The following is a 21115-nucleotide window of genomic DNA, read 5'->3' as shown; positions in this document are numbered from 1 at the left end:
CCCCACCCGGCCACCCATCCAGGGTCCTGTCATTGGGTGGCCGGGCGGGCGCGCGGGCCGATACCGGGTATGGCGACGCGCCGAGCGGCGCGTTTCCAGGCAGCCGCTTACAGCACGGCCTGCCCGGCCAGGTCCTGCATGACGGTGCGGAAGACGGCGCGGTAGTCCTCGGCGACGCGCAGGTCGACGCCGTCCTCCAGCGCATCGGGCGCCAACCCCGGCCAGGCCCCGAAATGCCCGCCCAGGGCGCCGCCGCGCCCGAAGGCCATGACCGTGCCGGCGCGGCCGTGATCCGTTCCGCCGCTCGCATTGGCGCGCAGGCGGCGGCCGAACTCGCTCACCACCAGCACGGTCCAGCGCCGCGGCAACTGGGCCATGTCCGCATCGAAGGCCGCGAGGCCGCGCGAGAGCGTGCGCACCTGGTTCTGCAATCGAGCGGCCTGCGCCTCATGCGTGTCCCACCCGCCCAGATCGACCTGGGCTGCGACCAGCCCGCCATGCAGCTTGGCCGCCTGGGCCACTGTCGAGAGCGCCGCGCCGAAACTGCCGGCCGGCCGGTAATCCGCGCCATTGGCGGGACGATAGGGGATCGGCCGGTCCTCGCCGTTCCGCGGCAGCAGCGCATCCAGCGCGAGCATGTCGTCGATCGCGCTGCGCACGGCGACGGAGACCATGTCCTGGCCGCCCGCATGCAGAGCCTCAAGTGCCGCCGCCCCCAGGCGCCCGCCCGGCAGCCGCAGGCCGCCGGCGATGGAGGGCAGCGCCAGGGCGCGGTCACCGCCGAGCAGCTCGGGCGTCAGCCCGCTCTGCGCGGCAAGTGCCGCGGGGCCGCTGTTGCCGTGCCCGACGGCCTGCGCCCAGGCCGCAAGCCAGCCCCGTGCGGCGCGCGGGTCGTTCTGTCGACCACGACCGCCGGCAATCATGGCCTGGGCCTCGAAATGGCTGCGGGTCGCTTCCGGCACGCCCGCGGCCGGCCACAAGGCCATGCGGCGGTCGCGCCAGATGTCGGCGAGACCCTCGGCTTCCCGGTGGAGACGGAAATCGATCCCCGGATGGGCATCGAGGCGATGGCCTGCCATGCCGCCTTCGGCGGTGCTGCGCAGATCGGCGGTGCGCATGGCGACGAAGCTGGCATCGTCGGCCGGCGAGAGGACATGCAGCGAATCCATCCCGCCGCGCAGGAAGACCACCACCAGCAGCGGCGGCGCGGCGGCCGCATCGGCAAAGGCGAGGCCGCGAAGCCCCGGCATGGCTGCGATGGCAAGACCTGCCCGGAGCAGGCCACGGCGGCCGATGCGCGTGATCATGTTTGCTGGAACCCCGGCGCGAGCAGCGTCATGCCGGCCAGCAGCGCCGCCTCCTGCGGATTGCGCAGCCGGTCGGGGCGGCGGTCCACGGCCCAGGCCCGCATCAGGCGGTCCGCCACGGCAGGGCCGGCGCTACTGCCGAGGGCGAGGGTCGCCACCCGGCCTGCCGCCTCCGCCACCGGCCGCCCGGCCATCTCGGCATAGAAGGGTGAGGTGCCGGTGCCCCAGTCATTCCGGGCCAGGCCGAGCAGGAGAGACCACCGCGCCATCAGCGCGCCGCCACCCAGATAATAGGCGGCGTCGATGGGCTGCCCATCGGGAGGGAACCACGCGAAGAGGTTCTGACCGGCACGGGTCATCCCATCCGTCAGGGGCGGGCGCGGGACGAGCGGGATGGCAAGCGCGCGCGCCGAAGCGGCCACGATGTCGAGCGGCCGGCGCACGCGAAAGACGGCCGGGTCGGTCACTTCCGGCCCGTCGAGCAGGGCGCGAAGCAGTTGCGCGATCTGGTCCGGGGAGGCGCGATGCCGCAGGAAGGCGGCCTCGGCCCGGGCCACCGCAGCCGGCGGCGCGGGGTCGCCGAGCAGGAAGCGGGCGAGCTTGCCGCACACATGTCTCGCCGTGGCGGGATGGGTGGCGGCGAAGCCGAGCACAGCGCGGCCGTCAGCCAGGGCCGGCGCGAAGGGCGTCAGCTCCTTCCCCAGCACGCGCTTCTGGTAGCCGTCATGCCAACGCTCGACATAGGTGAATGCGCCGGTCTCCGGCAGGGTCCGCGCCGCGTCCACGCGCTGGCCCATGGCAATCGTCCAGCCTGTGAGGGCGCGCGCAGCTTCCCACACATCACCATCGAAATAGCCGACCGGCTCACCTGCCTCGGCCCCGGGCACGTCGTGCCAGGTGCGGGCGTCGGGGTGATAGGCGGCGGCGCCGAGCGTGTGCAGCTCGAACAATTCGCGGGCGTAGTTCTCGTTGGGCGCCCCAGCCCGTGAGCTGCTGTTGTTGAGATAGGCCAGCATGGCCGGACTCGAGGCCATGGCTTCGAGCAAGGCGCCGAAATTGCCGAAGGCGTGCTGCCGGATACGCGCATCGTGGTCGGGCAGGGAGACCAGCACGCCGGGTCCAGCCTGCCAGGCGACAGAGAAATGGTCGTGCCAGAATTCGACCAGGCGCTCCCGCAACTGATCCGGTGCGACCACCTTGCGCGCCATCGTTGCGGCAGCGAGTTCTCGGTAGGGTCTTTCGCGTTCCTGATACGCGACCGCCAGGCGGTTCTGTGCCAGCGCCCAGCGCTTTTCCTGGGTCCAGCCGAGAGTGACGAGGGGGCGGTCCTCGTCGACGATCTGTTCGCCCGGCCCGGAGGCGTAGCGGATGGGGATCGTCAGGGTAGCGAGATGGGCGTCGACCTCCGACCCTCCGGTGGGCAGGGCGAGTTGGGCCTCGATCCAGTCGGCCGCCGTCATCTGCGCGACAGCCGGCACATCCTGCGGCCGCGGGCCGTAGGCGATGCGGTTCAGCAGGCGTCGAGCGGCGTCCTCGCCGAGCGGGGCCCTGGACATGAAAACATTCTATCGCATCCAGCGCCGGTGCGGGATGACGGTTGCGTCAGCCGGGAACAACCTCAGCTTCAGTCTGGCGCCGTGCGTGGATGGTGTCGGCTAGGGCGCGCAGGGCGGCGGGCACACCCTCGCCGGTCGCGCCGCTGATGACGAGGACGGGTCGGCCGCAGGCGCGTTCCAGCGCCTTCACGCGGGAGGCCCGGGCCTGTGGCGTCATGGCATCGAGCTTGTTCAGCGCCACGATCTCGGGCTTGTCGGCGAGGCCATGGCCATAGCCTTCCAATTCGTCGCGGATGGTGCGGTAGGCGCCGGCGGGGTCGGCCTGGGTGCCGTCGATCAGGTGCAGCAGCACCGCGCAGCGTTCGACATGGCCGAGGAACCGGTCGCCGAGTCCGGCCCCTTCATGGGCACCTTCGATCAGGCCGGGGATGTCGGCGATGACGAATTCCTCGGTCGCATTGAGGCGCACGACGCCGAGTTGCGGATGCAGGGTGGTGAAGGGGTAGTCGGCGATCTTGGGCTTGGCGGCCGAGACGGCGGCGAGGAAGGTCGATTTCCCGGCATTGGGCAGGCCGACCAGCCCGGCATCGGCGATGAGCTTGAGGCGCAGCCAGATCCAGCGTTCCTCTCCGGGCCAGCCCTTGTCGGCGCGGCGCGGGGCGCGGTTGGTGCTGGTCTTGTAGGTGGCATTGCCGAAGCCGCCATCGCCGCCCTTGCAGATGACGATGCGTTTGCCGACCGCATCGAGGTCGGCAAGCAGGGTTTCCTTGTCCTCGGCGAAGATCTGGGTGCCGACGGGGACCTTCATGATCACGTCGTCGGCGGCAGCGCCCGTGCGGTCGCTGCCCGCGCCATTGCCGCCCTTCCGCGCCTTGAAATGCTGCGTGTAGCGGTAGTCGATGAGGGTGTTGAGGCCGTCCACCGCCTCGACGATCACGCTGCCGCCCCGGCCGCCATTGCCGCCGTCGGGGCCGCCGAACTCGATGTATTTCTCGCGCCGGAAGGCGACGACGCCGTCGCCGCCGTCACCCGCCTTGGTCCAGACCTTGGCTTCGTCGAGGAATTTCATCGTGCGGGGGACCTGAAACGCAAACGGGGGCCCTGCGGCCCCCGATGACGGACGGCGCTGGGCGCAGCCTTATTCGGCGGCCAGGGTCTCGGGCTCGACCGTGACATGGACGCGGCCCTCGGCCTTGCGCACGAACTTCACGCGGCCGGTGACGGCGGCGTGCAGGGAGTGCTGGCGGCCGGCATAGACATTGGTGCCCGGGATCATCTTCGTGCCGCGCTGGGTCACGATGATGGAGCCGGCATTCACGGTCTGGCCGCCGAACAGCTTCACGCCAAGGCGCTTGCCTTCGGAGTCGCGACCGTTGCGGGACGAGCCGCCTGCCTTTTTGTGAGCCATTGGGAGTGTTCCTTACGCCGCGGTGATGGCGGCGATCTTCAGCACCGTCTGGTGCTGGCGATGGCCGTTCTTGCGCCGGCTGTTCTGGCGGCGGCGCTTCTTGAAGATGATGACCGTGTCGCCGCGGGTCTGTTCGACCACGGTGGCGGTGACGGTGGCACCCGGCACGGTGGGGGCGCCGACGGTCAGCCCGGCTTCACCAGCCAGGAGGAGGACGTCGTGGAAGGTCACGGTCGAGCCGGGCTCGGCCTCGAGCTTCTCGACGGTGAGCACGGCGTCGGGGGTGACGCGGTACTGCTTGCCGCCGGTGCGGATCACTGCATAGGTCATGGGTCGCCCCGGGACTCTCTCGAACTGTTGTGGTTTGTGGGTGTCGGCCCAAAACCGATCATCGGCGGCACCCGAGGTGCTGCCGTGGGAGCGGGCGTATAGCGCCGGGGGAGGGCGGGCGTCAACCGCAGAGGAGGGGGCGTTGCGCCACGCGAGGGAGATGATTATACGGCGGGACCCCTCGACCGGGGAACCTTGTGGGGCGGCCTGAGCCGGCCCGATGCGGAGAGGTGCCGGAGCGGTCGAACGGGTCGGTCTCGAAAACCGAAGTACGGGCAACTGTACCGTGGGTTCGAATCCCACCCTCTCCGCCAGTTTTCCCCGCCAGAGTGTTGATTGATCAGCGAATAATCAGGCGGCGAGTTTTCCAACCCCCATTTCTATCCCCAAGGATGCGCCGGCTACACGGACGATGCGGACTTGCCGAAGCTGTGGGGGTTTGCGGCGGAATGCCTCAAGCTCGCGCCGAGCCAACACCATGAGGAGAGCTTCAAGGTCATTCCCGGAAGCTGCCAGCAGATCGTGAACCGGCTCGGCGCGCTGCGGAACAGGATCAGCGATGCGCACGGGCTCCGTCTCCCTTCAACGCACTCTCGCACAGTCCCAGGGCATCCAAGGGCGCAGGGTCAGCACCTCAAGGGAATCCCCGGAGTCCACACCGCCTGAAGCTTCGCAGGATGAAGTCGGTCAGCACCGTGACCTATCGGCGCTCAGTCCGAACCCTTCTCGCCCTGTAGCGCGCGCCGGCTCGGATCACCGCGTTGTTAAGCATGGGTGGCCACGCCGCATCAGGATGGCGTGGCGCCGGCGCACAACGCGACGTCGTCTCCGGATCGGGTGGTATCACTCAAAGAACGAACCACGACACGTCAACAACGCCGGTCGCGATAACGACGATGGACAGGTCGGCCGAACGATCGGCGTCAATGTCGCCCTCGATCAATCGCAACGCGCCGATGTCCGTCCAGCGCAGTTCGCCCGCCCGGCCGCTGAACGCAGCCGTGCCGATGAAATGGAAGGCGTCATTGGCCTCGGTACAGGCAATGGCGTCGATGGCGGCAAGGTCGAGCTTCTCCCCGCTCTGCGGGCGGAAATCCTCGATGGTCGTGCCGTTGGTGCTGGCGGCGCCGATTGCCGATTGCTGGAAGCGAAAGGTGTCGGTGCCGTCCTTGCCGATCACGGTATCGCGGCTGCCGCCGATGACGAAGATGTCGGCCGTCTCAAAGCCTCGGATGGTCTCGTTGGCCGCGGTGCCGGTGATCGGGTCGTCATTGGTGATGACGGCCACCGCCCTCGCCTTCGCCAATGCGACGCCGGCAGCTGGGCCGGAGAGCACGAAGGTGAAGGCCTCATCCTGCTCGCCGGTGCGGTCGCCGGACACCTTGACGAGAACGGTTTGCACATCCTGGCCCGGCGCGAAATCGATCTTCCCCGCAGGCATGTCGGAACGGCCGAAATCGCTGGCTGAGGCCGCCCCGATGCCGGCGACGCCGCCGCCATGCACCGCCCAGTCGACGCTGGCACCAAGTGAAAGGTCCGCGCTACGGACCACATCGAAGGCAAAGGTCGTCGTAGCGCCGGTGCGCTCGAGCCTCGCGACGAGCGGCGTGACGACCGAGAGCGTTCCGCTGCCTGGCATGTCGTCGTCGCGAATGATCCCGGTCACGCTGCTCCTACCGATCGACACACCTGTGCTCGGGTCGGTGAGGTGGAGTGTGAAGCGCTGATCACCCTCGATCAGACTATCGCCGGCGACAGGCACGACGATCGATGCCGACCTGGCGCCAGGCGCGAAGGTGACCGTGCCGTTGGGCAAGACCCCGCCGACGAAGTCCGCCTCGTTGGCGCCGCCGGAACGGCTGATCTCCACGGACCAGTTGGCTGACGCGGCGCCATCGGCCCTGCCCGATCGAAGCGCCGTAAAGACGACGGCGCCGTCGCTGCCCGCCTGCCCCTCGGCATTGGCGGCACCGGCAGACACCAGGTCGATCTGGGCGTCGTCGTTGCGGATCGTGCCGAACGCCAGAGCCGTGCCGATTGTCGCGCCGGACGAGGGCTCCGTCATCCGCACGGCGAATGTCTCGGTCCGTTCGAGGGTGCTGTCGGCGGCGACCTCCACCACGATGGACCGGGTGGCCTGGCCGGGCGCGAATTGCAGCGTGCCGGAGGGCAGCACGCCGGCCGCGAAGTCCGATGCATCTGCCGGACCGCCCTCCTTGCCGGTAATGCCCTCGGTAGACCAACGCACCGAGTGGGCGACGGAGAGGTCGCCCGACCGGGTTACGGCGAAAGCGTATCGCGTGGTGCCGGAGTTGCCCTCCAGCTTCGGCGCTGGCGCGGCGGTGATGGACAGGATGGCGGCGTGGTCACTGTGGGCGAGGATAAAGCTGTCCGGCGGCATGTTCGTGGCATCGACACCCACCAGGAACGCGCGGACAACACCTCCCTTGTCGAGCACGACGGAATGTTCCCCTCCCGCGAGGAGGTCCAGGTCGGCCAGCGTGCGGGCGCCAAGGCTGCTGACATCGAGACGATCCTGGCCGGTGGCAAACTCATAGATGTAACTGACTCCCGCGCCGATCACGAAGGTGTCGATGCCGCCACCTGCAACGAGCGTGTTGGTGCCGCCGCCGCCATCGATCGTGTCGGGAAGCGTACCGTTGCCGGCGTAGATGATGTCGTCGCCCGGGCCGCCGACGAGCAGGCTGCTGCCCGATCCTCCGGTAATCACCGCACCGCCGGTGCCGGCGAAGATGCGATGATTGCCGGCACCGCCGAACAGACCGTCATTGCCCGGCCCACCCCGCAAGGTGGTCTCGCCGCTGCCCGCCGCGAGCTGGTTATCTCCGGCAAAGGCCGACAGCGTGGCATCCATGCCGCCGGCGGACATCCAACTGCCATGCGGGCTGCCAAGGATGTCGGTGTGGCCTGGGCCCGCCACCTCCTGGGTCATATCCTCCGGATCGTGAGCGCCATAGAGACCTGAGTGCGGCGTGAAACTGCGATCCAGCATCGCCGCATCGATCGCGGGGGTAGCGGGCGCGACGGCTGCGGCATCGTTGCCGACCAGTGCCAGGGCGTTCCAGTCGTCGAGAGACGTGCCCTGCTGCAATCCCCAGATCCACAGGGCGCCGGGACCGGAGCGGCCGAGCGCGTTGCCGGTGATGATGTTGGACGTCTGCGCCGTGACGACCTCCTGCACCTGTATGGCCGCGGCGTCGGGATGCGTGGCGAATACCGTGTTGCCGGTGATGACGTTGTGCTGGCTGTATCCGGGAGCGAACAAGGCTTCCCCGAAGAAGATCTCGGCCATCGCGATGACGTGAGTGCCGCCGCTGTCGACCATGTTGCCATGCACGATATTGCCGGCGACGACGCTGCCGCTCGCGGCGAATACGTTGATCCCGCAGCCATCATTGCCGAACACCAGGTTGTCGATGACGAGGGTGTCGTCCGACCAGTGATCGAGCTGGATGCCGTTGCCGTCGTAGGACGCGCCGTCGCGTTGGTGGGCGATGATGTTGTTGCGGATGACATTGCCGTGCGCCTCGTGGCTGGCAGTCCCGACCACGTGGATTGCAGACATGCCGGCGAGCCCGGCAAGACCGTTGTTGACGACGGTGTTGCCCTCGACGATGGCGTGCCCGGCATGCAGCGCGATACCCTGCTGGCCGTTTCTGTAGATGGTATTGCCGCTGACCAGGGTGGCCGCGCCGATGCAGAGATCGGTGCTGTCGAGCCAGACCCCCATGCCGTCATTCTCATAGATGCGGTTGCCGGAGATGACGTTGCCATCGGCGACGTTGCCCCGGACCACGACGCCGATCTCACCCCCGTGAATGCTGCAGTTGTCCACCGTGCTGAAACCGGTCGCATTGGTCAGGACTACGCCGTAGCCATCGCCTGGCTCGATATCGAGGTTGGTCAGCGCGACGTATCGTGCCCCGCTGAGCACGACAGTGCCGTCCACTCTGGCGTTTCCGACACCATAGGAGCCTATGACAATCGGCCGGTCGGGCATGCCCTGGTCGGTGATGACGAAGGACTTCGACACGGTGCCGCCGCGTAGCAGCGCCATGTCGCCGGGCAGGAGCGTGACGCCATCGAGTGACTGCAGCGGCCGATCCATCGAGCCGTCGCCACCGGCCGCGGCGGTAGGATCGACATAGATCACGCGCGGATCGAGGGGCGAGGCCGGTGCGTCATCGTTCAGGATGGTCTGCGTGGTACTGGGGGCGAATGCCTGCCCGGTCACGGTGCCGGAGACGGTGAAGCGCAGCGCCTCCACCGCCTCATGCACGGCATCGGCGGCGATCCGCAGGGTTACGATCCGGCTGCCTTCGCCCGCGGCGAAGCTCAGCGTTCCGCTGGGTAGGGCGCCACCCGCGAAGTCGGCCCCGTTGACGGGGGACGCGCCGGATCCCGCGACGGACCAGGTGAGTGTCGTTGCCTGCCCGAGATCGGCGGTACGTGTGACAAGGAAGGCGACCTCCGTCGCGCCGCCGCCGTTTCCCTCGGCTCGGGCCATGCCGGCCGGGGCGACGGAAAGCAGGCCGTCATCGTCCAGGATGAGGGCGCCGGCCGACGCGCTGCCGATCGTGGCGCCGGCCGAGGGATTCGACAGGGTAACCTGGAAGCGTTCATTCAGTTCTCCCGCGACGTCGGCCGCAACGTTGATGGTGACGACCTTGGTGGTCTCGCCGGCGTCAAAGCGGACCCTGCCGGTCGGCAGGACGCCACCCGCGAAGTCGGCGGCGACCGCGGGAGCGGCTCCTGAGCCGGTCACTCTCCAGGTCGCGGCATGCGCGGCCGAGATGCCACCGGTGCGAGTGACCAAGAAGGTGAATGGCGTAGTGCCGTCGGAGCCCTCGGTATTGCTGGCGTCGAGTGCCGCGATGCCGATGGTCGCATCGTTGTTCGTGGTGGCGGCAGGCGCCAGGGCCACCCCGGATCGCGTGTCGGACAGCGCCTGCGCGACGTTGCCGGCGGCTTCGATCACGCTGTCAGCGGAGGCCTCCGGCGGACCCCGATGCGCCAGGAAAACAAGATCCATCCCAGCTTGGCTGACCGGGCCCCGAACGAGGTCGGCCTCGTCATGCGACAGCAGGGCCAGCAGCCATTCCTCCGGCGCGTCGGGCCCTCGCAGAGCCCGGCCAAGGTCGACCACGTGCGATAGAGATCGGCTGGACCTGAGCGTCATGATCGGATCCCTCCGTTGATGAAAGGCGCCGTCTGGGAAATCGGCGCAATCCGCATCGCCGCGTATAGAGTGATAATAAGCGTGGTCGGATTTCATCTCTATTCCTCTGGATAGTTGCCAATTCATTTTAGAATCATCAATATTCGTATAATTTTTCTTGGGAGAGATTTTCGCGATATGCGTTGGTGAGGCTGGATGTTTTGCTCGGATTTTGGTCGTGCCATCTTCTCCTCGGCTTGGAGGGACACGCTATGGGTCAGGGTCGCCACGGCTGCGCCGCGCGACTGACGCGGCCGGTCGCGCGATCCAGGATAGTCAAGAGAGTCGGAGGGCCTTGGCTCGTCGCCCGGGCGTGAATCCGAACACCATCACCCAGCGGCGAGCGCGAGCTGATGTCGCCTTCCGCCGTCACACCTTGCTGTCGCTGGACGACTGTCTCTTTGCCCCGCAGCGCTACCATCGCGCACCTGGCGCGCTCGGCTCTGCATGCACTCGCGGCGCGCCGTAGGTCTCATGCGAACCAGCCTGGATCGTCCGGATCCGACGCAGCGGGGCGGCATCGGCCTGGGCATCTCCAATACCGCCGTCTCAAGCCTCGGGGTCTCCACGAAAGCGGGTCAACCTCACCTTCAGAGTTCCTCCAACGATATCGGCAATGACAGCAAGAAACTCAGGAAGGTGCATCGCGTGAACACTGTGCCGCGCCCCATCTCCGTCGCGCGCCTGTGGCGCGCCAATCTCCATGATGCAGGCATGCGATCGCGCACGGGACTCAATCGTGTTCCTCGTCGGGCACGTACTTCACGGCATGCTCCGAAGGCTGGCATGATGCGAGGTGAACGACACGACGATCATGGAAGCTCCTCGATGACCAACATCACGCCGTCGGATTGCGCGCCTCTCCTTGTGGTTGGTGCTGGCGCGGTCGGCGGCTACATCGCTGCTCATCTCGCGGCGCGGGGCGAGGCGGTCGCGTTGCTCGAACCATGGACGCCGAACCGAGCAGCGATCGCCGCCAGTGGCTTCGCCGTGAGCGAGCCGAGCGGCGAATTCGTGGCGCATCCACGCGTGATCGCGACACCCGAGGAAGTGCCCGCCATAGCGCCGCGGCTGACCATTCTCTGCACCAAGCTCGCCGATGCGCCCGCCATGGTCGCGGCGATCGAGCGCCATTGGCGTGGCACCTGGCTGGTCACGCTCAATGCGCTCGCCGATCTCGCCATGGCGGATGAACTCGGCCATGACCGCGTGATCGGCTGCATCGTCACAGGCTTCTTCGCCAATCTCACGCAACCCGGCGCCATGCGGCGGCACCGCGCGCGTCGCGATGGCGGCGCACCGCTGTTCCGGATTGGCGAGACGGCGGGTCCGGCAACACCGCGCATCGCGGCGCTCGTCGATCTCTTCAGCGGTATCGATGGCGCAGAGGCGGTCAGCGACATGGCGGCGGCGCGCTGGACGAAGCTGACCTTCAACTGCATGACCTCACCGCTCTCCGCGTTGCATGGGCGGCCGATCCGCGACCTTTTTCTCGAGCCGTCGCTGCGGGCCGAGTTGCTGTCCATCGCGCTGGAAGTTGTCACGGTGGCCACGGCCGGCGGCATTGCGCTCGATCGGATCTGCGGCGTCGCAGGGGACGCCTGGCTTGGAGTGGCAGAGGGCGACGTCGCGAAGCGTGCCGAGGTGGAAGCCGGGCTGATCCGGTATGGCGAGCACCTGAACCCGACGGCAATCAGCGGCATGGCGCAGGATCTGGGCCGCGGCCGTCGTACCGAGGTCTCGCTGATCAATGGCGAGGTGGTGAAGCAGGCGCGACGCCGTGGCATCGCGGCGCCCGCCAATGCGGCCGTGGTCGAGAAGCTCGAGGCTCTCCGTCCCGCCTGACCGTCGCGCCTAATCCTGGGGCGTGATGCCGGCGTCCTGCACGATCCGGTCGAGACGGACCCGGTCATCCCGGATGAGTTGAGCAAAGGCCTCGGTGCCGAGTTTGCCCGGCACGACGCCGATGGCGGCATAGCGTTCGGCGAAGGCCGGTGCATCCAGGATCGGCCGCATCGCGGCGGCAATGCGCTGTACGATCGGCGCCGGCAGGCCGGCCGGTCCGCTGACGCCCCACCAGACATCCATCGCGAAGCCTGGAAAGCCGGACTCCGCCACCGTCGGCACATCTGGCAAGATTGACAGGCGATCCGCGCCCGATACGGCCAGGACGCGGATGCTGCCCGCCGCGATGTGCGGCAAGGCAGGCGCGACGGACAGAAAGGCGCAGGGCACGCGCCCGGTCGTGACATCGACCAGCGCATCCGCGTCACCCCGGTAGGGAACGTGATCCAGGGTGATGCCGGCGCGATGCATGAACAGGCTGCTTGTCAGATGCGGCCCTGCGCCGACGCCCGATGACGCATAGCTGATCGATCCCGGCGGCCGCGACTTCACATAGGAGACGAACTCCGCGACGCTTCGCGCGGGAAAGTCCTTGTACACCATCAGGAAGTAGGGCGAACGAGCGCCCAGCGCGATCGGCGTGAAGTCGCGCACCGGATCCCAGTTCAGGTTCCGCCGCACGCTCGGCGCCAGGACATGAGCACTCGAAATCGAGAACAGCGTGTAGCCGTCCGGCGCTGCCCGCGCCGCAGCTTCGGCGGCAATCCCGCCGGCCGCCCCTGCACGGTTCTCGATCAGTACCGGCTGGCCGAGCGCATCGCCGAGCGGCGCGGCGATGCCCCGCATGACCAGATCGTTGGCGCCGCCGGCGGGATAGCCCACCAGCAGCCGGATGCTGCGCGTCGGCCAGCCATCCTGGGCAAGCGCAGGCGCCGCGAGCACCGTGCCGATACCGGCCAGCCAGGCACGTCGGGACGTCATCATCGCTGCTCTCCTTCCTGTGGGGACCGGGCTACGTGTCAGTCGAGCTGAAGATTCAGCGGCGCGATGATGCCGCGCCAGACCTCGACCTGCTGCGCGAGAGAGTCCGACATCTCCTGCACCGAGCTGCTGCGCGCGTTCTGCACCTGGCTCGCGGCATGCTCGCGGAAGGATGGGCTTTCCACCGCCGCAACCAGTGCCTGGTTCAGCGTCGCCATGATCGGCGCGGGTGTCGCGGCCGGCGCGAACAAAGCCAGCCAAGCATTCACCGCGAGATCGGGATATCCGACATCCTTGAAGGTCGGCACCTCGGGCAGTGGCGGCGCGCGCTCGGGGCTTGCCAGCGCCAGCAGCTTGATCGTCCCGTCGCGGTGATACGGCACGATGTTGTGGATGCCCTCGAAGGTCATGTCGAGCTGGCCGCCGAGGATGTCCGTCACTGTCTGCTGAAAGCCGCGATAGGGGACCGAGACCATTCGCGTGCCGGTCGCCGCCATCAGTTTCTCGCCGAGCAGATGGCCGACGCCCCCGGTGCCGGTATGGCCGAAGGACATGCTGTCGGGCCTGGCGCGCGCCTTCTCGACCAGTTCCGGGATACTGCCAGCGGCGCGCGGCGCCACGCCGAGGCCGAAATACTGTTCGAGCGCCATGCCTACCGGCGTGAAGTCGGACAGCTTGTAGGACAGGTTGCGCATCAGCAGCGGCGCCACGAGCATGGTCGATCCGCTGGTGAACAGCAGCGTGTAGCCGTCGGGCCGGGATCGCGCGACATACTCCGCGCCGATCGCGGTGTTGGCGCCGCTGCGGTTCTCGATCACCACGGGCTGGCCGAGCGTCTCTGCCATGCGGCGACCGACCTCGCGCGCCGCGATGTCCGTCCCGCCACCGGCCGAGAAGGGCACGACGATGCGGATGGGCCGATCCGGGAAGGCCTGGGCGAGAGCCGGTCGGGCGAACGTGCCGGCCAGCGCGGAGCCGATCGCCGCGCGGCGCGAGATGCTGATATCGGTCATCGAAGCCTCTTCAGTTGATGTTCGCGCCGCCATCCACGTCGATGACTTCTCCGGTCATGTACATGGGCGTTGCGGTGGCCAGGAAGGTAACGACGACGGCGATGTCCTCCGCCGTGCCAAGGCGTGCCAGTGGTGTTTCCCTGATGACGTGATCGAGATGTGTGCCGAGATTGGCGCGCGTCCGCTCTGTCTCGATCGCGCCGGGGCAGACGGCGTTCACAACGATGGTCGGCGCCAGCTCGCGCGCCAAGGCACGCGTCATGCCGAGAATGCCGGCCTTCGCGGTGCTGTAGGCGAAGCGGCTGACGGAGAAGATGCGCGGGCCGGTATTGGCGGAGACGGAGGAGATGTTGATCATGCGTCCGCCGCCCGCGGCGAGCATCACCGGCGCAACCGCCTGGCTCCAGTTGAAGTAGCCCTTCAGGTTTACCGCCATGCCGGAATCCCATTCGGCTTCGGTGATCTCGAGGATACGCCTGGGCTGCGGCACGGCGGCATTGTTCACCAGCACGTCGATGCGCCCCCAGCGCGCGGCGACGTCCGCGACATGCCGGCGGGCGGCTTCGTAGTCGCTGGTATCGGCCATGATCGGCATGGCATCGACGCCGAGTGCCGCGACCTCCTGCGCGGTCTGCGCGAGGTCCTTCTCGCGCAGATCCACGAGCGCGATGGCGTGGCCCTGCTGGGCGAGGGACAGGGCGATGGCACGACCGATTCCGCGGGCGGCGCCTGTGACGATCGCGGTTCGCGTGGGTGCGGCGGTCATGCGCCGCGCTCCTCGATGAAGCGCAACGCCTCGCGCGCCGAGCGCTCCGGCGCGGCGTCGCCGATGTTGTGCGGCATGCCCTCGAAGACAACGAGTTCCGCATCAGGGATGGCGGCGGCCATCGCCTCGTAGTGGTTGCTACTGCCGATCGGTTCATGGCCGGGGGCCACGATCAATGTCGGGCAGGTGATGCGCGGCAGGTCCGCGGACCAGTCGCGGCTGGCCATGTGGGTCACGAAGCGTCCGAGATAGGCGGGATCGTTGCTGCCGGTCTGCCGGCAGAACCAGTCCACCAGCGCCGGATCCGCATCCGATCCGAAGCGGTCCGCGGCGGTCGCGCGCATGAACGCCTCGAGCCCCATCGCGCCGATGCGTTCCGGCCATCCCGCTGCCTGGGTGCCGCGCAGCCCGGGCGTGGAGGCGAACAGGCTGAGCGTCGCGACGCGCTGCGGATCCTCGATGGCCAGGCGCTGGCCGACATAGCCGCCGGCCGACAGGCCGACGACGTGGGCGCGCGGGACATCGAGGTCGTCGAGCAGCTCGCGTGCATCCTGCACCAGGCGCTCCAGGCTGAAGGGCAGCGAGGGAGGCGGCACGTCCGACGCGCCATGCCCCCGCAGCTCAAGGCTGATCACCGGGAAGCGCCGCGCGATGATCGGCAGCCAGGCGTACCAGCGCCGATAGGCGCCCATGGCCGCGTGCAGCATCAGCACCGGCACCGGGTTGTCCCGCCAGGGGTCGCTGAAGTCGTCCACGCGATAGGCGAGCCGGATACCGTCGCTGGTGCGCAGGAAGGACATGGAAGGGGTCAACATGACAATGGGCTCCGTCGGTGAGCGAAGGTCAGTCGCGGATCGGCGCGGGCAGGATGACCGCCGGTCGCAGCGGCGGGATCGACGCCACCGTGACGGCGGCGAAGGACGCACTCCAACGACTGGTCGCGGCGATCAGCAGTGCGAAGATGTTGCCGAGCGGCAATGTCCGCACCGGCCCTGAGCGCGCCGGCACGCCGGCGTCCGCAAGCGGGAACAACACCGTGCCCGGCGCGATGACCGACGCCGGCTTACCGATCATCTTCGGCCGAAGGCTCGTCTCGGCCGCCATCATCGACGCGATGGCGGGAAGGCTCTGCGTCACGAACGATGCGACCGTCTGCACCGGCAGCGTCACCCTCAGCGCGGCGATCCAGCCCGGTCGAACCATGCCGTCAGTCCGGCCGGATGTTGCCGGCGCGGATCACCTCGGTGAAGCGCGCCGTCTCGCGGCGGATCGTCTCGCCATAGGCGGCCGGACCGCCGCCGGCGGGCACGAAGCCGAGGTCGTTCAGGCGCTGCCGAAGATCATCGCGCATCACCGCCTCGGTGAGCGCGGCCGAGACCCTCTGGACGATCGCATCGGGGGTGCCGGCCCGCATCAGCACGCCCCAATGGGTGTACATGTCGACGCCCGGCACCCCGGCCTCGGCAAAGGTGGGCACATCGGGGAAGGCAGTGGCCCGTGCATCGCCCGTCACCGCCAGCGCGCGCACGCGACCGGCGACGATATGCGGGCGGGAGGCGCTCAGCCCGTTGACCGCGAGCGGCACATGCCCGGCGATGACGTCGTTCATGGCCGGCCCGGTACCGCGATAGGGCAGGTGGGTGATGTCCACGCCCGCGGCCGTCTTGAACATCTCGCCGCCGAGATGCGTCGGCGCGCCGTTGCCGCCCGAGGCGTAGGCGAGCGCGCCGGGCCGTGCCTTCGCCAGCGCGATCAGCTCCTGCAGGGTCTGCGCAGGCACCGTCGGATGGGCAAGCAGCACGATCGGCGCATTGGCGAGGATCGCGACCGGCGCGAAGTCGTGCGCCGGATCATAGGGCAGCGTCGGGAAGAGCCCGGGGTTGATGCAGAAGGTGGAATCGAGCGCCAGCAGCGTGTAGCCATCCGCATCGGATCGCGCGACTGCCTCGGTCCCGACGATGCCGCCGGCGCCCGGCCGGTTCTCGATCACCATTGGCTGGCCGAGGCTGCGCGACACATGCGGCTCGAGGATGCGGACCAGGATATCCGTGCCTCCGCCGGCGCCGAAGGGAACGATCACGCGGATCGGGCGCGACGGATAGACCGCCTGCGCGGATGCTAGACTTGGCGATGCCAGGACAGCGGCGGTTCCTGCGAGGACATGGCGGCGGGCGATGCGCATCGGTCTCGTTTCCCTGCTGCAGGCTGTTCAGGACGGTGTGTGGGCCGCATCGTGAAAGGAGACGGCATCGCGGATCGTGTCAGTCGGATCCGGTTGCACCTCCATGCCGATCATGCTGGCTGCGATCATCAGGTAGTAGCCGGCGATGATGTTGACGTCAGTCAGCTGGCGCGGGTTGAAGTGCCGCAGCAGGCGGTCGAAGACCTCCTGCGGCACGCCCTTCAACGCGGTGTAGGCGAGCACATACTCGGCGAGTGCCGTATCGGCTTCCGACAGGCCCGGTGGGACGAGGCCGGCCTGGATCGCGTCCATCTGCGCCTCGTTCAGCCCCGCCTTGCGTCCCAGCGGCGCGTGGTGGTGCCAGGCATAGGCAATGCCGCGGCCGGTGAGGAGGATGACGATCTCCTTCTGCAGTTCGCTGAGCGCCGTGCCGTAGCGGCAATAGCCGCCGAGCCCGACGATGGCGTTCAACCCCTCCGGCGCATGCGCGAAGGACTTCATGATGTTGGAGACGATGCCGCGGGTGCGGCGGAATTCGGCGTAAGCCGCTTCCAGCTCCGGCGACTGGGTGGGATCCGCGTCCGGAAGGCGCATGGCGTCAGCCCTCTGCTCGAATGTTGGCGATGCGGACTGCCTCGCCGATCAGGCGCGTGGAATCGACGATCGCCTGTTCCATGACCGGGAGAGCGGGATCGGCCGGGTCGGCGCCGCCGCGTTCCAGCGTCGCGCGCACCTCCTCGATCGCCATGATGCGCGTCATCATCTCGTTGAGGCGGAGGATGATCTCGCGCGGCGTGCCGCGCGGCGCGAGCAGCCCGAACCAGCCGGACACGTTGTATCCGGGCAGCCCGGCTTCCTGCATGGTCGGGACGTCCGGTGCCGAGCGGGCGCGTGTCGGGCCGGTGACGGCGAGCGCACGCACCCGGCCGGCCTCGCGATGCGGCAGCGCCGGCGCGACCGAGCCGAAATACATCTGCACGCGCCCCGCGATGATATCGATCAGCGCCGGCGTGTCGCCGCCATAGGGGACATGCGTCATGGTCAGCCCGGCCATGGCGTTGAACAGCTCGGCGGCCAAGTGGGGCGGGTTGCCGACGCCGGAGGAGGCATAGGCGAGCTCGCCCGGCCGTGCCTTCGCATAGGCGATGAAGCTGCGCACATCGGTGACCGGCAGCGCGGCGGGCACCACCATCATCTGCTGCGTGCGGGCCATCAGCGCGATCGGCGTCAGGTCGCCCACGGGGTCATAGCCGAGATTGGGGTAGAGCGCCCTGGCCAGCGCGATCGCCGAGGAGCCGAGCAGCAGCGAGTAGCCGTCGGGCGCCGAGCGCACGACGTTCTCGAGGCCGATGCGTCCCGCCGCGCCGGCGCGGTTCTCGACGATGAAGGGCCTGCCGGTCATGTCGCTCATCCGCTGGGCGCAGATGCGGGCATAGATGTCGCTGGCGCCGCCGGCCGGGGCCGGCGCGACGATGCGCACGGGCCGGGAAGGCCAGTCCTGCGCCAGGGCCGGTGCGGCCAGGCCGGCGGTGCCGAGAGCGAGCGCGATGCGCCGCGTGACGGGCGTCATCTCAATAGGCCGAACGCCCGCCATCGGCGGGAATGGTGGCACCCGTGATCATCTTCGACTCCTCTGATGCGAGAAAGAGCGCGATGCTGGCGATGTCCTCTGGCCCGCCGACCCAGAAGGGGTAGTCCTTCAGGCGACCGGCCGCGTCCTGGCGGTCGGGCACGGGACCGGCCTGCCCCGGGGCGCCGATGCTGTCGAGGATGCGCTTGCTGAGGATCCGCCCGGCGGCGATCGCATTCACCCGCACGCCCTCCTTGGCATAGGTGCCGGCGAGAGCGCGCGTGAGCGAGATGATCGCGCCCTTCGCCGCGGTGTAGACATGGGCCGGGCTCGCACCGCGCAGCGCGGCACCGGAGGACATGTTCACGATCGAGCCGCCGCCGGCCTTTGCGATCTCCGGGATCGCGTGGCGGCAGGCGAGCATGGTGCCGAGCAGGTCAAGCCGCATCGTGTGCTCGAATACGGAGAGATCGACATCGGCGATGAAGTCGTCCTCGGCGATCGAACCGCCGGCCGAGCACATCAGCACGTGCAGTGCGCCGAACTGTGCGACCGTGCGGCCGATCGCGGCGCGCACCTCGTCGTCCTTCGAGACATCGGCCTGGACGAAGATCGCCTCGCCGCCGATGGCCCGGATCTCGTCGACGGTCGCCTCGCCACGTTCGGGCAGGATGTCGCAAACGGCGACGCGCGCGCCTTCGCGCGCGAAGGCGGCGGCCGACGCCGCGCCGATGCCGCCGATGCCGGCGCCGGTGATGAAGGCGACCTTGTTGTCGAGGCGTGGCGGCATTTCTGTTCCTTGAGCGATCAGGCGCGGTTTACGAAGACGCAGGCCGACGCAGCGCAGCGGCAAGCCGCTGCGGTCGCGCGGCATGGCGCGGCGGTGCAGGCAATCGAGGGGGTGCGCGATCGCGCCCTTTCCGCAGCAGCATCCGTGCGACGCGCCGTGCCCTCTCGAGCAGTCAAAGGCCCGGTCAGCGCGTGGATCAGCGAACTCCCTGGAGCGCGAGTATGTCCCGGGGCCAAAGGCGATCAAGCTGGAACGCAGGCGTGAATGCAGGCATCACATTTGTGCTGCCTATATCCGCTAACGGAATATACTGCTGGGCGTGGTGGAAGATCGTGTCATCAAGTCGGTCGGTAGGACGCTCGACCTGTTGGAGTATTTCGACGAGGTGCGGCGGCCGGTCAGCGTGATGGAGGTCGCGCGGGCCCTCGGCATGCCGCAGTCGAGCAGCTCGGCCCTGCTGCGCAGCATGGTGGCGCGGGGCTATTGCGACATGGATGCGGCGACGCGGCGTTACGCGCCGACCTCGCGGGTCACGCTGCTTGGATCATGGATCGAGGCGCAGCTGTTCGAGGACGGCGCGCTCATCCGCCTGCTCAACGAGGTGCATGAGGCGACCGGCGAACTGGTGCTGCTCGGCGCGCTGAACGGGCTCACCGTCCGGCATATCCACGCGCTCGCGGCCCGTGAAGCAGACCGGCCGAGGACGCGGCGTGGCACGGTGCGGCCGCTCGGTCGGTCCGGGATGGGCAACCTGTTCATGGCGACGCTACCTGACCGGCAGATCGGCCGGCTCGTTCGCCGACTCAATGCGGAGGAACGCAACCCGGCCTATCGGATCGACCTGCCGGCGTTGATGGATGAAATCGCAATCATCCGCCAGCGCGGCTATGCGGTCGCGATCGACAAGATGGAGACGGGGATCGGGGGCGTGAACGTCCTGCTGCCGCCGCTCGGCCGCATGGGCCCGATGGCGGTGGCGGTGTCGACACTGTCCGACATAGTCGCCGCCAGGCACGAGATGCTCTTCGGCCTGATCAGGAATGCGGTGTGTCGCCATCTTCGTATGGACACGCCACGCATCGGACCTGGGTGACCGCCTGCACCATGCCGCGCGGCGGTCTGGCGCGGCATGCGACTGTCATGCATAGTCGATCGTCATGAACACGCGAGCCATTGAGCAGTTCCTCAAGGTCGTGGAACTGCGGAGCGTCTCCCGCGCCGCTACCGTGCTCGGCCAGAGCCAGCCGGCATTGAGCCGCGCGCTGCGTCAGCTCGAGGCCGATATCGGCACCGAGCTGCTGTATCGGGATGGCCGGGGCGTGAGGCTGACCGATCAGGGCGAGCGCTTCGCGCGCTGGGCCGCGGAGTTCGTCGATCAGATTGACCAGATGCGGCGAGACCTGGATGGCGAGGCCGGTGGACGGCTGCGCGGCGCGACGATCGGCCTGCTGCCGGCTCTGAGCCGCCAGCTTGCCGTGCCGCTCACGCGCGCGCTGCGCGATCTCTATCCGGACGCGCTGCTCCGCATCGTCGAGGGATCCTGCGGACATCTCGTCGAGTGGTTGGCGGATGGGCGGCTGGATATCGCCATCGTCTTCGACAAGCCGCCGCTGAGGCGCCTGAACCCGGAGCCGGTCGCCACCCAGTTCCTGCACCTCGTCGGTGCGAAGAGCCTCGGCAAGCTTGGCTCCACCATTCCGTTCCGGGAATTGGCGGACCGGCCGCTCATCCTGTCGAGCCGGCCGCTCGGCAATCGCGGGGAGCTGGAGGGCATCGCCCAGCGGCTGGGCATCGAGCTCGACGTGGTCATGGAGGTCGACAGCCTCGACAGCCTGTTGAAGCTGCTGGAGGCCGGGGAAGGCTGGTCCATCCTGCCCGCCAAGGCATTGCAGGAGGAGATCGCCCACTATCGTCTCCAGGCCGCAGAACTCATCGAGCCGCGGATGGATCGCACGCTGGTGTTGGTGTTGCCGGTCAACCGCGTGCCGATGCCCGGGGCCGCGGCCCTGGTTCGCGCGATCAAGTCGGAGATCCAGCGCATCTACGCCGTCGAAGGGCGTCGCCCGCGCGACACCGGCATCGGCTGGGCGGATCGCGCGCAGCCGATGCAGCGCGGCGCGGAGTAGCG

Annotated in this window: 19 protein-coding genes, 1 tRNA gene and 1 pseudogene; 6 read left to right on the top strand and 15 right to left on the bottom strand. The window is 68.5% G+C overall.

All coding sequences use genetic code 11. The features are described 5' to 3' along the window. Positions 1–107 precede the first annotated feature (107 nt). The 5 genes from KPL78_RS21570 to rplU all read right to left on the bottom strand — a co-directional run bounded on the left by KPL78_RS21570 (position 108) and on the right by rplU (position 4601). The gene (locus tag KPL78_RS21570) at positions 108–1307 is read right to left on the bottom strand and encodes a DUF1501 domain-containing protein (RefSeq protein WP_219765047.1); all 1200 of its coding nucleotides are present in this window, start codon (positions 1305–1307) and stop codon (positions 108–110) included. Continuing rightward, positions 1304–2863: a DUF1800 domain-containing protein gene (locus tag KPL78_RS21565; protein ID WP_219765046.1), complete on the bottom strand. Its 1560-nt coding sequence runs from the start codon at positions 2861–2863 to the stop codon at positions 1304–1306. Before KPL78_RS21565 ends, KPL78_RS21570 begins: the two co-directional genes overlap by 4 nt. 46 nt (positions 2864–2909) lie before the next feature. Next, on the bottom strand, positions 2910–3932 hold the full coding sequence (obgE, locus tag KPL78_RS21560) for a GTPase ObgE (protein ID WP_219765045.1): 1023 nt from the start codon (positions 3930–3932) through the stop codon (positions 2910–2912). A gap of 69 nt (positions 3933–4001) precedes the next feature. After that, a complete protein-coding gene (gene rpmA, locus KPL78_RS21555; RefSeq protein WP_219765044.1) occupies positions 4002–4271 on the bottom strand; it encodes a 50S ribosomal protein L27 in 270 nt (89 codons plus the stop codon). Between the two features lie 12 nt (positions 4272–4283). Next, positions 4284–4601, bottom strand: coding sequence for a 50S ribosomal protein L21 (rplU, locus tag KPL78_RS21550; RefSeq protein WP_219765043.1), 318 nt, complete (start codon positions 4599–4601; stop codon positions 4284–4286). A 224-nt stretch (positions 4602–4825) separates the two neighbouring features. Here rplU and KPL78_RS21545 point away from each other — a divergent pair. Both KPL78_RS21545 and KPL78_RS30880 read left to right on the top strand, forming a co-directional pair. Further along, a tRNA-Ser gene (locus KPL78_RS21545) sits at positions 4826–4915 on the top strand. A 106-nt stretch (positions 4916–5021) separates the two neighbouring features. Beyond that, on the top strand, positions 5022–5267 hold the full coding sequence (locus tag KPL78_RS30880) for an abortive infection family protein (RefSeq protein WP_219765042.1): 246 nt from the start codon (positions 5022–5024) through the stop codon (positions 5265–5267). Between the two features lie 181 nt (positions 5268–5448). On the opposite strand, the gene KPL78_RS21535 is transcribed toward KPL78_RS30880, so the two are convergent. Beyond that, a complete protein-coding gene (locus KPL78_RS21535) occupies positions 5449–9897 on the bottom strand; it encodes a Calx-beta domain-containing protein (RefSeq protein ID WP_219765041.1) in 4449 nt (1482 codons plus the stop codon). 155 nt (positions 9898–10052) lie between these two features. On the opposite strand from KPL78_RS21535, the pseudogene KPL78_RS30985 reads away from it, so the two are divergent. Then, positions 10053–10169 (top strand): annotated as a pseudogene (locus tag KPL78_RS30985) (IS481 family transposase); the annotation flags it as partial. A gap of 118 nt (positions 10170–10287) precedes the next feature. Then, entirely contained in the window at positions 10288–11685 is a 1398-nt protein-coding gene (locus tag KPL78_RS21530) for a ketopantoate reductase family protein (RefSeq protein ID WP_219765040.1), read from the top strand. 9 nt (positions 11686–11694) lie between these two features. Here KPL78_RS21530 and KPL78_RS21525 read toward each other — a convergent pair whose 3' ends face one another. Genes KPL78_RS21525 through KPL78_RS21485 form a run of 9 tightly spaced genes read right to left on the bottom strand, consistent with a single transcriptional unit; the run spans position 11695 to position 18987 of the window. After that, the gene (locus KPL78_RS21525) at positions 11695–12669 is read right to left on the bottom strand and encodes a Bug family tripartite tricarboxylate transporter substrate binding protein (protein ID WP_219765039.1); all 975 of its coding nucleotides are present in this window, start codon (positions 12667–12669) and stop codon (positions 11695–11697) included. Positions 12670–12704: 35 nt separating this feature from the next. Next, positions 12705–13679, bottom strand: a complete 975-nt coding sequence (locus KPL78_RS21520; protein ID WP_219765038.1) for a Bug family tripartite tricarboxylate transporter substrate binding protein — start codon at positions 13677–13679, stop codon at positions 12705–12707. Between the two features lie 10 nt (positions 13680–13689). After that, positions 13690–14445, bottom strand: a complete 756-nt coding sequence (locus KPL78_RS21515) for an SDR family NAD(P)-dependent oxidoreductase (protein WP_219765037.1) — start codon at positions 14443–14445, stop codon at positions 13690–13692. Beyond that, positions 14442–15260, bottom strand: a complete 819-nt coding sequence (locus tag KPL78_RS21510; RefSeq protein WP_219765036.1) for an alpha/beta fold hydrolase — start codon at positions 15258–15260, stop codon at positions 14442–14444. Before KPL78_RS21510 ends, KPL78_RS21515 begins: the two co-directional genes overlap by 4 nt. A gap of 28 nt (positions 15261–15288) precedes the next feature. Next, a complete protein-coding gene (locus tag KPL78_RS21505; RefSeq protein WP_219765035.1) occupies positions 15289–15648 on the bottom strand; it encodes a hypothetical protein in 360 nt (119 codons plus the stop codon). Between the two features lie 4 nt (positions 15649–15652). Then, positions 15653–16627, bottom strand: a complete 975-nt coding sequence (locus KPL78_RS21500) for a Bug family tripartite tricarboxylate transporter substrate binding protein (RefSeq protein WP_219765034.1) — start codon at positions 16625–16627, stop codon at positions 15653–15655. 27 nt (positions 16628–16654) lie between these two features. Next, the gene (locus KPL78_RS21495) at positions 16655–17221 is read right to left on the bottom strand and encodes a carboxymuconolactone decarboxylase family protein (RefSeq protein ID WP_219765033.1); all 567 of its coding nucleotides are present in this window, start codon (positions 17219–17221) and stop codon (positions 16655–16657) included. A 4-nt stretch (positions 17222–17225) separates the two neighbouring features. After that, a complete protein-coding gene (locus KPL78_RS21490) occupies positions 17226–18197 on the bottom strand; it encodes a Bug family tripartite tricarboxylate transporter substrate binding protein (protein ID WP_219765032.1) in 972 nt (323 codons plus the stop codon). A 1-nt stretch (position 18198) separates the two neighbouring features. Then, positions 18199–18987, bottom strand: coding sequence for an SDR family NAD(P)-dependent oxidoreductase (locus KPL78_RS21485; protein WP_219765031.1), 789 nt, complete (start codon positions 18985–18987; stop codon positions 18199–18201). A gap of 319 nt (positions 18988–19306) precedes the next feature. On the opposite strand from KPL78_RS21485, the gene KPL78_RS21480 reads away from it, so the two are divergent. Both KPL78_RS21480 and KPL78_RS21475 read left to right on the top strand, forming a co-directional pair. Further along, positions 19307–20080, top strand: a complete 774-nt coding sequence (locus tag KPL78_RS21480) for an IclR family transcriptional regulator (protein WP_219765030.1) — start codon at positions 19307–19309, stop codon at positions 20078–20080. Positions 20081–20144: 64 nt separating this feature from the next. Beyond that, positions 20145–21113, top strand: coding sequence for a LysR family transcriptional regulator (locus KPL78_RS21475; RefSeq protein WP_219765029.1), 969 nt, complete (start codon positions 20145–20147; stop codon positions 21111–21113). Positions 21114–21115: the final 2 nt, after the last annotated feature.

The organism is Roseomonas alba (genome assembly GCF_019430885.1).
Lineage (GTDB): Bacteria > Pseudomonadota > Alphaproteobacteria > Acetobacterales > Acetobacteraceae > Neoroseomonas > Neoroseomonas alba.
Note: the sequence above shows the minus strand (reverse complement) of the source record. Positions and strands in the feature narration are given on the sequence as shown.

Excerpts from the sequence above, each read along its gene's own strand:
- KPL78_RS21570 (WP_219765047.1), bottom strand. The coding sequence starts at position 1,307 with ATGATCACGCGCATCGGCCGCCGTGGCCTGCTCCGGGCAGGTCTTGCC.
- KPL78_RS21565 (WP_219765046.1), bottom strand. The coding sequence starts at position 2,863 with ATGTCCAGGGCCCCGCTCGGCGAGGACGCCGCTCGACGCCTGCTGAAC.
- obgE (WP_219765045.1), bottom strand. The coding sequence starts at position 3,932 with ATGAAATTCCTCGACGAAGCCAAGGTCTGGACCAAGGCGGGTGACGGC.
- rpmA (WP_219765044.1), bottom strand. The coding sequence starts at position 4,271 with ATGGCTCACAAAAAGGCAGGCGGCTCGTCCCGCAACGGTCGCGACTCC.
- rplU (WP_219765043.1), bottom strand. The coding sequence starts at position 4,601 with ATGACCTATGCAGTGATCCGCACCGGCGGCAAGCAGTACCGCGTCACC.
- KPL78_RS21535 (WP_219765041.1), bottom strand. The coding sequence starts at position 9,897 with ATGAAATCCGACCACGCTTATTATCACTCTATACGCGGCGATGCGGAT.
- KPL78_RS21530 (WP_219765040.1), top strand. The coding sequence starts at position 10,288 with ATGCACTCGCGGCGCGCCGTAGGTCTCATGCGAACCAGCCTGGATCGT.
- KPL78_RS21525 (WP_219765039.1), bottom strand. The coding sequence starts at position 12,669 with ATGATGACGTCCCGACGTGCCTGGCTGGCCGGTATCGGCACGGTGCTC.
- KPL78_RS21520 (WP_219765038.1), bottom strand. The coding sequence starts at position 13,679 with ATGACCGATATCAGCATCTCGCGCCGCGCGGCGATCGGCTCCGCGCTG.
- KPL78_RS21515 (WP_219765037.1), bottom strand. The coding sequence starts at position 14,445 with ATGACCGCCGCACCCACGCGAACCGCGATCGTCACAGGCGCCGCCCGC.
- KPL78_RS21510 (WP_219765036.1), bottom strand. The coding sequence starts at position 15,260 with ATGTTGACCCCTTCCATGTCCTTCCTGCGCACCAGCGACGGTATCCGG.
- KPL78_RS21505 (WP_219765035.1), bottom strand. The coding sequence starts at position 15,648 with ATGGTTCGACCGGGCTGGATCGCCGCGCTGAGGGTGACGCTGCCGGTG.
- KPL78_RS21500 (WP_219765034.1), bottom strand. The coding sequence starts at position 16,627 with ATGCGCATCGCCCGCCGCCATGTCCTCGCAGGAACCGCCGCTGTCCTG.
- KPL78_RS21495 (WP_219765033.1), bottom strand. The coding sequence starts at position 17,221 with ATGCGCCTTCCGGACGCGGATCCCACCCAGTCGCCGGAGCTGGAAGCG.
- KPL78_RS21490 (WP_219765032.1), bottom strand. The coding sequence starts at position 18,197 with ATGACGCCCGTCACGCGGCGCATCGCGCTCGCTCTCGGCACCGCCGGC.
- KPL78_RS21485 (WP_219765031.1), bottom strand. The coding sequence starts at position 18,987 with ATGCCGCCACGCCTCGACAACAAGGTCGCCTTCATCACCGGCGCCGGC.
- KPL78_RS21475 (WP_219765029.1), top strand. The coding sequence starts at position 20,145 with ATGAACACGCGAGCCATTGAGCAGTTCCTCAAGGTCGTGGAACTGCGG.